The sequence below is a fragment of the Streptomyces roseicoloratus genome, from assembly GCF_004117935.1.
Classification (GTDB): Bacteria; Actinomycetota; Actinomycetes; order Streptomycetales; family Streptomycetaceae; genus Streptomyces; species Streptomyces roseicoloratus.
Genome location: NZ_SDOY01000093.1, coordinates 16,317 through 28,800 on the forward strand (window position 1 = coordinate 16,317; position 12,484 = coordinate 28,800).

The window sequence follows — 12,484 nt, forward strand, 5'->3', positions numbered from 1 at the left end:
CAGCCTAGGCGCACGTGCTCACGCCGGGACCCGAACGGCCGCGTCCCTCAGGTCACTGACGGCTGCTCTCGTCCCTCAGCCAGGTGTCGAAGTCGCCCGCGGCGACCGCCTTGCGGGCACCCCTGCGGGCGGCGAGCGCCGCGGAGAGGAAGACGATCACGGCGGGCAGCAGGGCCGGGTCGGCGCGCAGCAGGGCGCGGAGGTCCGCGACGCCGGTGCGGGCGGAGGGCTGCGGCGTTCCGGCGGTGGCGGAGGTGCCCTGGTGGGCCTCGAGCTGGGCCGTGGAGGTCGCCGCCCTGATCCGGCGGCGGATCAGGTCCCGCCAGGTGCGGGGCGGGCGGACGACGACGCGGGCGGTGGGGACCACGGCGCGTTCGGCCGGGGTGAAGGCGAGGGAGGCGGCCAGGTCGTCGGCCATCAGTGGCGGGAGCGCGGCGAGCCGGGCGTGGCCCTCGGCCGACATGGCGATCACCCCGCGCCCGAACAGGCCGTCGCGTACGGCGGGGAGGCGCTGCCACACGCGGTAGTAGGCGCGCACCCGCCAGGAGCAGCCGGTCATGGGAAGTTCGCGCGCGGGCGCGGCGGCGAGCACGGCGCCGGGGCCGTCGAGTGCCGCGCCGAGGGCGCGGACGTCGGCGGCGCCGAGTTCCACGTCGGCGTCCACGTACAGCCGCGGAAAGCCCTCCGCGTGGCGGTCGCCGAGGCGCAGCGCCTCGTGCTTGGAGGGGACGGGGGTCTCGACGACGCGGATCCGCGGGCCGCGCGCTGCGGCGACGGCGGCGGTGTCGTCCGTACAGCCGTTGCACACGACGAGGATGTCGAACTCCCCGTCGTCGGCGCCGTCCAGAAGGCGGTCCAGGAGCCGGCCGAGGGTGCGTTCCTCGTTGTGGGCGGGGATCACGATGCTGGGCACCGGGCCAGTATGACCACGCCGGACCGCCGGCAGGGCGCCTTTCCGCCGACGGTGTCCGTGCGACGACCTGGCCGGCATGCACAGATTCTTCAAGTATCGGTAGGAGTTTCACACAACTCCTGGCTGGCCTGCCCTAGTTGGTCTAGATTGAGCGCTGCCGAACCCGCTCGGTCGCGAACACCTCGTGTCCCGGGCGGTTTCTGCGTCCTGTGCGGACCCGGCCGTGGCTGGGGAGACTTGCGACTCGGTCCGCACCGTTCAGTCAGGCGGAAGAGCCGCACACCCTCGTCGACCGTCGCCGCCCTTCCCCTGTCCGCGAGCCGTGCGCTCGCGGACGCGTCGGGGGTAAGGACCGCGAGGGTTCGACGGGGTGCGCGCGAAGCGCCCTTGGGGGGAATGGATGACCGTCCTGCCGGTCACGCATGAGCGGCACCGTGTCGAATCCACACACGTCGACATCCCTCGCCCATGGTGGCGGAGGAGACACCAACTGGCCCTGTTCGCCGCGGACTCCACGGCGGCGGCGGTGGCCGCCCTGTTCGTGCTGCGGGCCGGCGGTCACTGGGCGGCCCTGCTCGCACTGCCGCCGTCCTGGACCGTACTGCTCCACGCCCACGGGGGCTATGCGTCCGGCCGGCTCGGTTCCGGGGCAGAGGTCTACCGGCGGGTGCTGCGCGCCGCGCTGGTGCTCCCGGCCGTGGCCGTGGTGCTGGGCTGGGGCATGGCCCACGATCCGGACCTGACGTACGCGATGATCCTGGCCGTCCCGGCGGCCGCCGCGCTGTCGCTCCTCGCCCGGTTCGCGCTGCGGCGCCGGCTGCGGGCGCACTGGGCACGGGGACGGCGGCGTACGAGGGCGGTGCTCGTCGGCCCTTCGGCCGGGGTCGCCGAGCTGCTGACGGCGCTGCTGCGCGACCGGCGGCCCGGTGCCTCCGCGCGTTCCCTGCTCCAGGGGATGGACATCGTGGGGGCGTGCCTGACCGATCCGGTGAACGCGTCCGCGGTGGACCGGTGCGGAGTTCCCGTGCTCGGCGGGGTCGACGAAGTCCCGGGTGTCATCCGGGCGTTCGGGGACACCGCCGCCGTGGTGGCCGTGCCGTCGCCGGAGATCGACGCGCCGCTGCTGCGCCGTCTCGCGTGGAGCACCGCCGCCGTCGGCGGCGACTTCCTGATCGCACCGGCGTTCGGCGACGTGTCGGCCACGCGTCTGGAGGTGCGGACGATCGGCGGGGTGCCGCTGGTCCACGTCCGCGCGCCCCGGCTCTCGCGGCTCGCCCGGCTCCCGAAGGAGGTGGCCGAGCGGCTGATCGCCGCCGTACTGCTCCTGCTGCTGTCGCCGCTGATGCTCGGGGTGGCCCTCGCGGTGCGGCTCGGCAGCAAGGGGCCGGCGCTGTTCCGGCAGGTCCGGGTGGGACTGCACGGCAAGCAGTTCACCATGCTGAAGTTCCGCACGATGCGGACCGACGCGGAGGCCTGCCGCGCGGAGCTGGCGTCCGCCAACCACAACAGCGACGGACTGCTGTTCAAGGTCCGCGACGACCCCCGGGTCACTCCGATCGGCGCCACGCTGCGGCGCTACTCGCTGGACGAACTGCCGCAGCTGATCAACGTCCTGAGCGGTCGGATGGCACTGATCGGGCCCCGGCCGCCGCTGCCCGAGGAGGTCGCGGGCTACAGCCACGAGATCCGCCGCCGGCTGCTCGTGAAGCCGGGTCTCACCGGTCTGTGGCAGGTGAGCGGCCGCTCCGACCTGCCGTGGGAGGAGGCCGTCCGGCTCGACCTCGCGTACGTCGACAACTGGTCGCTCGGCCTCGACGCCGTGATCCTGCTGCGCACCGGCCCCGCCGTCGTCCGCGCGACGGGCGCCTACTGATGCGCGCCCACCGTCCCGTAGAACCGCCCGCCCACCTGGAGGGGAACACGTTGAACGACGCCGACCGGCCCGACGAGCGGCCGGGACAGGCCCTGGGAGTCGCCGTCATAGGCGCCGGCTACTGGGGGCCGAACCTGGTCCGCAACTTCCAGTCCAGCGACCGGTTCCGGCTGCGCTGGCTGTGCGACCTCGACGTCGCGCGCGCCCGGCGGGTCCTCGGCGGCTACTCCACCGTGCAGGCCACCGACGACTACGCCGCTGTCCTCGCGGACCCCGAGGTGGCCGCCGTCGCGGTCGCCACTCCGGCCGGCACCCACCTGGACGTGGCGCTCGCCGCACTGCGCGCCGGCAAGCACGTCCTGGTCGAGAAGCCGCTGGCCACCACCTACGCCGACGGGGCGCGGCTGGTGGCCGAGGCGGAGGAGCGCGGCCTGACCCTGATGTGCGACCACACCTACTGCTACACGCCGGCCGTCGCGAAGATCCGGGAGCTGGTCCACGAGGGCGCGCTCGGCGACATCCACTACGTGGACTCGGTGCGGATCAACCTCGGCCTGGTGCAGAAGGACATCGACGTGCTGTGGGACCTGGCCCCGCACGACCTGTCGATCCTCGACTTCATCCTGCCGGAGCACGTGGAGCCGGTGGCGGTCGCCGCGCACGGCGCGGACCCGATCGGTGCGGGCCGGGACTGCATCACGTACCTCACCCTCCAGCTCGACACGGGGGCCATCGCCCACGTGCACGTCAACTGGCTCTCCCCCACCAAGGTCCGCACCACCATGGTCGGCGGCGCCAAGCGCACCCTGATCTGGGACGACCTGAACCCGGCGCAGCGCGTCGCGGTCTTCGACCGCGGGGTCGACCTGGCAACGCCGCAGGACCTGGGCGCGGACGAGCGGCGCGAGGCGCTGATCTCGTACCGGAGCGGTGACATGGTCGCGCCCGCGCTCGGGGAGAAGGAGGCGCTGCGCAGCATGGTCGACGAGTTCGCGGCGGCGATCACCGAGGGACGGGCGCCGCTGACCGACGGGCGGGCGGGGCTGCGGGTCCTGGACATCCTGGAGGCGGCCTCGCGGAGCCTGGAGTTCCGTGGCGCGGTCGTCGGCCTGCGGACCGGCGGGGACCGGTCCCTGAAGAACGCGGACGAGGCGGCGGGAGAACGGCGTTGAGCGATATTCGGGACAAGCGGGTCCTGGTCACCGGCGGTGCCGGCACCATCGGCTCCCATGTGACGGACCTCCTCGTCGAGGGAGGTGCGCGCGAGGTCGTGGTGCTCGACAACTTCGTGCGCGGCCGCCGGGCCAATCTCGCCCGGGCCCTGGCGAGCGGCCGGGTCCGCCTCGTCGAGGGCGACATCCGTGACGCGGCGACGGTCCGCCGGGTGACCGAGGGCGCCGACCTGGTCTACCACCTGGCCGCGATCCGGATCACCCAGTGCGCGGAGGAGCCGCGGCTGGCCAACGAGGTGATGGTCGACGGCACGTTCAACGTGCTGGAGGCCGCGGCGGCGGCCGGCGTCGGCAAGGTGATCGCCTCGTCCTCGGCCTCCGTCTACGGGCTCGCCGAGTCCTTCCCGACGGACGAGCGCCACCACCCGTACAACAACGACACCTTCTACGGCGCGGCCAAGGCGTTCAACGAGGGCATGCTGCGCAGCTTCCACGCCATGTACGGCCTGGACTACGTGGCGCTGCGGTACTTCAACGTGTACGGCCCGCGGATGGACATCCACGGCCTGTACACGGAGGTGCTGATCCGCTGGATGGAGCGGATCGCGGCGGGCGAGCCGCCGCTGATCCTCGGCGACGGCACGCAGACGATGGACTTCGTGGACGTCCGCGACATCGCCAGGGCGAACATCCTCGCGGCCCGCGCGGACCTGACCGACGAGGTCTTCAACGTCGCGTCGTCGACGGAGACTTCGCTGCGGGAGCTGGCCGACGCGCTGCTGGAGGTGATGGGTTCCAACCTGGAGCCGGTGCACGGCCCGGCGCGCGCGGTGAACGGGGTGACCCGGCGGCTCGCCGACACGACGCGGGCGGAGGAGCGGCTCGGCTTCAAGGCCGAGATCGACCTGCGGACCGGTCTGCGGGACCTGGTCGACTGGTGGCGGGCCGAGAAGGGCGCGACCGCGACGGACGCCGAGAGGGCGGCCGGCGCGAGCACCGGCGGGAGCGGCGGGAGGACCGCCGGGGCGCCCGCGAGGATCCCCGTGATGGTTCCGTGGCTGGGCGAGGCGGAGGCGACGGCCGCGGCCGAGGCCGTGCGCTCGGGCTGGGTCGCCCAGGGGCCGCGCGTCGACGCCTTCGAGCAGGCCTTCGCGGAGCGGGTCGGCGCCCGGTACGGCGTGGCCGTGAGCTCCTGCACGACGGCCCTGCACCTGGCGCTCGTCGCGCTGGGGGCCGGTCCCGGCGACGAGGTCGTGGTGCCGTCGCTGTCGTTCATCGCGACCGCCAACGCCGTACGGTACGTGGGCGCCGAGCCGGTCTTCGCCGACGTGGACCCGGCCACCGGCAACCTCACCCCGGACACCGTGGACGCGGTCCGCACCGCGCGCACCAAGGCCGTGCTCGTGGTCCACCAGGCCGGTGTGCCGGCGGACGTCACGGCGCTGCGCGCGGCGTGCGAGGGCTGGGGGCTGCCGCTGGTGGAGGATGCGGCCTGCGCGATCGGCTCGACCGTGGACGGCGGCTCCGTCGGGCGCGGCGCGCTGCTGGCCGCCTGGTCGTTCCACCCGCGCAAGCTGCTCACCACCGGTGAGGGCGGCATGGTCACGACCGACGACGCGGAGTGGGCGGCGCGGCTGCGGCGGCTGCGCGAGCACGGGATGAACGTGTCGGCGGCCGAGCGGCACGCGAGCGGCACGCCGGTCCTGGAGAGCTATCTGGAGACCGGGTTCAACTACCGGATGACCGACATCCAGGCCGCCGTCGGCCTCGCCCAGCTGGAGAAGCTGGACGCACTGGTCGCCAGGCGCCGTGAACTCGCCGCGCGCTACGGGGAGTTGCTGGTTGATGTGCCCGGCCTCGAACCGGTGCGGGACCCGTCGTACGGGCAGGGCAACTTCCAGTCGTACTGGGTGCTGCTCGCCGAGGACCACCCGGTCGGCCGCGACGCGCTCCTGGCGATCCTCGCCGAGGCCGGGGTGTCGGCCCGCCGGGGCATCATGGCGAGCCATCTCGAACCCGCCTACGCGGGGCATCCGGCGGCGCCGCTGCCGGTGACCGAGCGGATCAGTCGCGACTCGCTGATCCTGCCGCTGTTCCACACGATGACCGAGGAGCAGCAGGACCGCGTGGTCGCGGTGCTGCGGGAAGCGACGGTACGTCCATGAGGAAGAAGCTCGTGATCATCGGCGCCGGCGGCTTCGCGCGGGAGACCGCGCAGGCCGCCCACGACGCCGGCCTGCACCTGACGGGATTCCTCGACGACGACCCCGCGCTGTGGGGGAAGAAGATCGACGGGGTGCCCGTGCTCGGCGGCACGGACCGTGCCCGGGAACTGCGCGACGTCTCCTTCGTGGTGTGCGTGGGCAACCCGCGCGACCCCGCCTCTCGGGCCCGTCTGGTGGGCCGGCTCGGGCTGCCCGAGCGGCGCTACACCACGGTGGTGCACCCGACGGCGCTCGTGTCGGATACCTCGTCGATCGGCCCTGGCACGGTGCTGCTCGCCCACACCGTCCTCACGGCGTCGGTGCGGGTCGGCCGCCACGTCGCGGTCATGCCGCAGACCGTCCTGACCCACGACGACGAGATCGGCGACTTCGCGACGCTCGCCTCCGGTGTACGGATCGGCGGCGCCTCCCGGATCGGCCGGGGCGTCTACCTCGGGGCGGGCGCACTGGTCCGCGAGAACACGGCGATCGGCGACTGGTCGCTGATCGGCATGGGCGCCGTCGTCCTCGGCAACGTGCCCCCGGGCGAGGTGTGGGTCGGCAACCCGGCCACCCGGCTGCGCGAGGCACCCCCTCCGTCGCTGGAGCAACTCGAGGCGGACGGCGAGAAGCCCGCCGAACCCGCCGACGCGCCGTCCGGCCCGGCCGAGGCGTCGTCCGACGCGACCGAGGCGGGCTCCGAGCCGGCCGGGGCCCGGGGAGAACGAGACTGATGGAGCACATTCCCCTGGTCGACCTGAAGGCGGCCCACGCGGAGGTCGACGAGGAGATACGGGCCGGCTTCGACCGGGTCCTCGCCGGCACCGCGTTCATCGGCGGCGAGGAGGTCGCCGCGTTCGAGCGGGAGTACGCCGCGTTCGGCGGCGTGGCGCACTGCGTGGGCGTCGCCAACGGCACGGACGCGCTGGAGCTGGCGCTGCGGGCGAGCGGTGTCGGGGCGGGCGACGAGGTCGTGCTGCCCGCGAACACGTTCATCGCCACCGCGGGCGCGGTGGCGCGGACCGGCGCCCGCCCGGTGCTCGCCGACTGTGATCCCGGCACCCTGCTGCTCGACCCGGAGGCCGCGCTCGCCGCGGTCACCGGCGCCACCCGGGCGGTGGTGCCGGTGCACCTGTACGGGCAGTGCGCGGACGTCGCGGCGCTCGCCGAGGCCCTGCCCGGGACGGTACGGATCGTGGAGGACGCGGCGCAGTCCCAGGGGGCGAGCCGGGACGGTCGCACGCCGGGCAGCGGCGGGATCGCCGCGACGAGCTTCTACCCGGGCAAGAACCTGGGCGCGTACGGCGACGCGGGTGCGGTCGTGACCGACGACGCGGAGGCGGCGGCCCTGGTGCGGGCGATCGCCAACCACGGCGGGGTGGCGAAGTACCGGCACGACGTGCCCGGTTTCAACAGCCGGCTCGACGGCCTGCAGGCCGTGGTGCTGCGGGCCAAGCTGCGCCGGCTGGCCGCCGGTGACGAGGCCCGGCGGGCGGCAGCCGCCCGCTACGACGAGCAGCTCGCGCCGCTCGCCGACGCGGGCCGGGTGGTCCGCCCGGTGACGGCCGACGGCAACGTGCACGTGTGGCACCTGTACGTGGTGCGGGTGCCGGGTGCCGATCGTGACGCGGTGGTGGGCAAGCTGAACGCGAGCGGCATCGGGGCGGGCGTGCACTACCCGACGCCGGTGCACCTGACGCCCGCGTACCGCCATCTCGGTTACGAGCGCGGGGACTTCCCGCACGCGGAACGGGCCGCCGACGAGATCCTCTCGCTGCCGCTCTTCCCGCAGATCACCCACGACCAGCAGCGAAGGGTCGTGGACGCGCTGGTGAATGCCCTGGACTGACAGGGCACGTCCGCCACTGAAGGGCCGGTCCTCCTCATCCCCAGGGGACCGGCCCCAGGGGCCCGCTCCCCCACCCCCGGCCGGAGGCCGGGACTGCACTGCCCGTGAAAGGTACAGCGATGCAGAACCACTACCGTCGGGCCAGAGGCGCCGTGTTCGCCCTGGCCGCGGCGCTGACAGCGATCTTCCTGCCGGTGAGCGGCCAGGCGAGCGCCGTGGCCGATCCCTGCGGCACGGGCAGCAACCCGATCGTCTGCGAGAACTCCAAGCCGGGCACGCCCATGCCCGACTGGTTCGCCGGGAGTTCCTGGGGCGACATCGCGGGATTCCCCACCAAGGTCAGCCTCCAGCCCGGTGAGACCCTGCCGTTCAAGGTCCAGTCCCCGTCCTCGTACCACGTGAAGATCTACCGGCTGGGCTGGTACGGCGGCGACGGCGCCCGGCTGATGTCGACGCCGGCGCAGGCCGCGCAGACCTACCCGGCCACCTACGGCTCGCAGCGTCCGGCCTGTCTCAAGGACCAGCCGACCGGTCTGATGGACTGCGGCAACTGGCCGACCACCGCGAGCTGGACGGTCCCCGGCGACGCCGTGTCGGGCCTGTACATCGCCAACTTCGACCAGGCCGACGGCAACGGCCTCATGCCGTACCCGTTCGTGGTCCGCAACGACTCCAGCCACTCCGAGATCGTCGTGCAGACCTCGGACCAGACGTGGCAGGCGTACAACGACTGGGGCGGCACCAACCTCTACGACGGTCAGGGACCGGCGCCCGACGGGCGGGCGTACAAGGTGAGTTACAACCGGCCGATGGACATCGGCGGCGAGAACGGCATCTACGGCTCCGAGTACGAGATGGTCTCCTGGCTGGAGCGCAACGGCTACGACCTGAGCTACGTCTCCGGGCTCGACACCGCGACCCGCGGGGCCCAACTTCTCGCGAACCACAAGATGTTCATGTCCCAGGGACATGACGAGTACTGGACGCAGGAACAGTTCACCAACGTGCTGAACGCGCGGAAGGCGGGCCAGCACCAGACGTACTTCGCCGGCAACGAGATCTTCTGGAAGACCCGCCTGGAGCCGAGCATCGACGGCACCGGCACACCGAACCGGACGCTGGTCTGCTACAAGGAGACCAAGCTGAAGTTCCCGACGCCGAACGGCGTCCCGGACCCGAGCAACGTGTGGACGGGTACCTGGATGGACCCGGACAGCACCCTGGAGGGCGAGCCGTACCGGCCGCAGAACATCCTCACCGGCTCGCTGTTCCAGGTGAACGGACCGCGCAACGACGCCATCACCGTGCCCGCGGCCTTCGCGAAGATGCGGCTGTGGCGCAACACGTCCGTCGCCGGCCTCACCGGCGACCAGGTCGCCACCTTCCCGGCGGGGACGCTCGGTTACGAGTGGAACAGCGACGTGGAGAACGCCAGCCGTCCGACGGGCCAGATCCGCATGTCGTCCACCACCCTCGACATCAACGACGGCAACTACCTGCTCGACTGGGGCAACAACTACGGCAACGGCACCGCCACCCACAGCCTCGTCGCCTTCCGCGACCCGACGTCGAAGGCGCTGGTGTTCGGCTCCGGCACCGTCCAGTGGTCCTGGGGCCTCACCAACGTGCCGACGGCGGACCCGAACGGCGGCGTGGTGACCGAGGACAAGCGGATGCAGCAGGCCACCGTGAACATCCTGGCCGACATGGGCCTCCAGCCGAAGTCCCTGCAGGCCGGCCTGGTCCCGGCCACCGCGTCCACCGACACCACCGGCCCGGCGGTCACCGTCACCGGCCCCGCCGCGAACGGCTCCGTGCCGGCGCTGCGGCAGGTCACCGTGACCGGCACCGCGGCCGACTCGGGCGGCGGCGTCGTGGCCCGCGTGGAGGTCTCCACCGACGGCGGCACCACCTGGAAGGCGGCCGCGGGCACGGGCTCCTGGAGCTACAAGTGGACCCCGATGACCCCGGGCCCGGTCCAGCTGAAGGTCCGTGCCGTGGACGACAGCGTCAACATCGGCGCCGTCACCACCGTCCCGCTGACCGTGGCCGACCAGGAGTGCCCGTGCACAGTGTGGCCCGCCTCGGCCGCCCCGGCGAAGCCCAACGGCGGCGACGGCAGCTCCGTGGAGCTCGGCGTGAAGGTGCGCAGTTCCGTCCCCGGCACCGTCACCGGCGTCCGGTTCTACAAGTCGGCGGCGAACACCGGCACCCACAAGGGCAGCCTGTGGTCGTCGTCCGGCCAGCTGCTGGCCACCGGCACCTTCACCGACGAGACGGCGTCCGGCTGGCAGGAGCTGAAGTTCGCCGACCCGGTGCCGGTGAAGGCCAACACGACCTACGTGGCCTCGTACTTCGCCCCCAACGGCGGATACGCCTACGACGCGCACTACTTCACCGACAAGGGCGCCGGTCTCGCCCCGCTGACCGCGCTGCAGTCCGGGACGGACGGCGGCAACGGCGTCTACCGCTACGGCTCCACGAGCGGTTTCCCGTCGCAGGCCTCGTCGGGCAGCAACTACTGGGTCGACGCCATCCTGGAGACCGGCTCGGCCAGCACGGTCCCGCCCGTGATCACCGCCCGCACCCCGGCACCCGGCGCGACCGGCGTGTCCATCACGGCACCGGTGTCGGTGGCCTTCAACCAGAGCATCGACGCGAGCACCCTGGTCTTCACGGTGAAGGGTCCCGGCGGTACCGCCGTCCCGGGCCGGGCGACGCTCGACGGCGACGGCAGGACCGCCGCCTTCACGCTCAGCAGCCAGCTCGCGCTCGGCACGGCGTACACGGTGTCCGTGCAGGCCGCCGACCTGTGGGGCAACGCGATGGCCGATCCGGTGACCTGGACCTTCACCACGAGCGCGACGCCGCCGCCGGCGAACTGCCCGTGCACGCTGTGGAGCGCGGAGACCGTGCCCGCGAAGGCGGCGGAGACCGGTGACGGCAACTCCCTGGAGCTGGGGACCCGGTTCCGGTCCGCGCTCGACGGCAAGGTCACCGGCGTCACCTTCTACAAGGGCGCGACCAACACCGGCACCCACACCGGAAGCCTGTGGAGCGACGACGGCACCCTGCTCGCGACGGGGACCTTCGGCAACGAGACGGCCACCGGCTGGCAGACGATGACGTTCACCACCCCGGTGGACATCACGGCGAGCACGACGTACGTGGTCTCGTACCACGCACCGAACGGCAACTACGCCGCCGATCCGCAGTACTTCGCGGGCGCCCATCTCCACTACCCGCTGAGCGCGCCGGCGGCCGCACCGGGAAGCGGCAACGGCCTGTACCGGTACGGCGCTTCGACCGTCTTCCCGAACAGTTCCTACAACGCCACGAACTACTGGGTCGCGCCGGTCCTCACGACCGGCTGAGCCCACCGACCGAACCGACCGAAACCGGGGAACGCACCACCATGAGCTCTGTCAGCGTCGTGATCCCCTGCTACAGGTACGGCCATTTCCTGGCCGACTGCGTACGCAGCGTGCTCGACGAACAGCCCGGCCTCGACGTGCGGGTGCTGATCATCGACGACGCGTCGCCCGACGACTCGGCGGAGGTGGCCAGGAAGCTGGCCGCCTCCGATCCGAGGATCGAGGTGCGGGTCCACGAGCGCAACAAGGGCCACATCGCCACCTACAACGAGGGCCTGCTGGAGTGGGCGGACGGCGACTACGTCGTGCTGCTGTCCGCCGACGACCGGCTGGTCCCGGGGGCGCTCCTGCGGGCCGTGGCGCTGCTCGACGCCCATCCGGAGGCGGGTTTCTGCTACGGCAGGCCGCTGCGGTTCCGGCACGGCGGGCCGCTGCCCGCGGCCCGCACCCGGTCCACCGGCTCCGTGGTGTACCCCGGCCACTGGTGGCTGGAGCGGCGCTTCCGCGAGGGCACCGGCTGCATCACCTCGCCCGAGGTGGTGGTGCGTACCAGCCTCCAGCGGAAGGTCGGCGGCTACGACCCGGAGCTGCCGCACGCCGGCGACATCGAGATGTGGATGCGCCTGGCCTCGCACGCGGACGTCGGTTACGTCGCCGGTGCGGACCAGGCCTACTACCGGGTGCACGGCGACAACATGTCGACGACGGACTTCGGCGGCCAGCTCGACGACATCCGGCAGCGCCGGGTGGCCTTCACCGCGGTCCTCGACAAGTGCGCCGACCGGCTGCCGCAGGCCGGGCACCTCGCCCGGCTGGTCGACACCCGGCTGGCCCGCCAGGCGCTGCGGCGGGCCTACCGGGCCTACGACCGGGGCCGGACGGACGTCGTGCCGGTCGACGAGCTGGTGGCCTTCGCCCGCGAGTGCCGGCCGGACGCGGAGGCGCTGCCGGAGTACCGGGCGCTGCGGCTGCGCCGCCGGATCGGACCCCGTGCGATGCCGTACCTGCAGCCGCTGATCCTTTCGGCTGTGGTCGACCGGGCCCGTGAGTGGCTGTGGTGGCAGTCCTGGAAGCGGCGCGGGATCTGACCGTCCGAGCC

Annotated in this window: 8 protein-coding genes; 7 read left to right on the forward strand and 1 reads right to left on the reverse strand. The window is 72.9% G+C overall.

All coding sequences use genetic code 11. From position 1 onward, the window contains the following. Positions 1 to 52: 52 nt before the first annotated feature. A complete protein-coding gene (locus ESG85_RS09760) occupies positions 53 to 913 on the reverse strand; it encodes a glycosyltransferase family 2 protein (RefSeq protein ID WP_128977670.1) in 861 nt (286 codons plus the stop codon). 400 nt (positions 914 to 1,313) lie between these two features. Here ESG85_RS09760 and ESG85_RS09765 point away from each other — a divergent pair, with 400 nt between their 5' ends. The 7 genes from ESG85_RS09765 to ESG85_RS09800 all read left to right on the forward strand — a co-directional run bounded on the left by ESG85_RS09765 (position 1,314) and on the right by ESG85_RS09800 (position 12,473). Further along, positions 1,314 to 2,786: a sugar transferase gene (locus ESG85_RS09765; protein WP_128977671.1), complete on the forward strand. Its 1,473-nt coding sequence runs from the start codon at positions 1,314 to 1,316 to the stop codon at positions 2,784 to 2,786. A gap of 50 nt (positions 2,787 to 2,836) precedes the next feature. Further along, positions 2,837 to 3,958 carry a Gfo/Idh/MocA family protein gene (locus tag ESG85_RS09770; protein WP_246094904.1) on the forward strand — a complete coding sequence of 374 codons (1,122 nt, stop codon included), beginning with the start codon at positions 2,837 to 2,839 and terminating at the stop codon, positions 3,956 to 3,958. Further along, complete coding sequence (locus tag ESG85_RS35825; RefSeq protein WP_246094905.1) at positions 3,955 to 6,123, forward strand: aminotransferase class I/II-fold pyridoxal phosphate-dependent enzyme; 2,169 nt, start codon at positions 3,955 to 3,957, stop codon at positions 6,121 to 6,123. Before ESG85_RS09770 ends, ESG85_RS35825 begins: the two co-directional genes overlap by 4 nt. After that, positions 6,120 to 6,896, forward strand: coding sequence for an acetyltransferase (locus tag ESG85_RS09785; protein WP_128977673.1), 777 nt, complete (start codon positions 6,120 to 6,122; stop codon positions 6,894 to 6,896). Before ESG85_RS35825 ends, ESG85_RS09785 begins: the two co-directional genes overlap by 4 nt. Beyond that, complete coding sequence (locus ESG85_RS09790) at positions 6,896 to 8,011, forward strand: DegT/DnrJ/EryC1/StrS family aminotransferase (RefSeq protein WP_128977674.1); 1,116 nt, start codon at positions 6,896 to 6,898, stop codon at positions 8,009 to 8,011. Before ESG85_RS09785 ends, ESG85_RS09790 begins: the two co-directional genes overlap by 1 nt. Positions 8,012 to 8,130: 119 nt before the next feature. Then, positions 8,131 to 11,385, forward strand: a complete 3,255-nt coding sequence (locus ESG85_RS09795; protein WP_128977675.1) for a DUF4082 domain-containing protein — start codon at positions 8,131 to 8,133, stop codon at positions 11,383 to 11,385. Between the two features lie 41 nt (positions 11,386 to 11,426). Beyond that, complete coding sequence (locus tag ESG85_RS09800; protein WP_128977676.1) at positions 11,427 to 12,473, forward strand: glycosyltransferase family 2 protein; 1,047 nt, start codon at positions 11,427 to 11,429, stop codon at positions 12,471 to 12,473. Positions 12,474 to 12,484 lie beyond the last annotated feature (11 nt).

Coding starts and splice junctions, on each gene's coding strand:
- ESG85_RS09765 (WP_128977671.1), top strand. CDS start 1,314: ATGACCGTCCTGCCGGTCACGCATGAGCGGCACCGTGTCGAATCCACA.
- ESG85_RS09785 (WP_128977673.1), top strand. CDS start 6,120: ATGAGGAAGAAGCTCGTGATCATCGGCGCCGGCGGCTTCGCGCGGGAG.
- ESG85_RS09790 (WP_128977674.1), top strand. CDS start 6,896: ATGGAGCACATTCCCCTGGTCGACCTGAAGGCGGCCCACGCGGAGGTC.
- ESG85_RS09795 (WP_128977675.1), top strand. CDS start 8,131: ATGCAGAACCACTACCGTCGGGCCAGAGGCGCCGTGTTCGCCCTGGCC.
- ESG85_RS09800 (WP_128977676.1), top strand. CDS start 11,427: ATGAGCTCTGTCAGCGTCGTGATCCCCTGCTACAGGTACGGCCATTTC.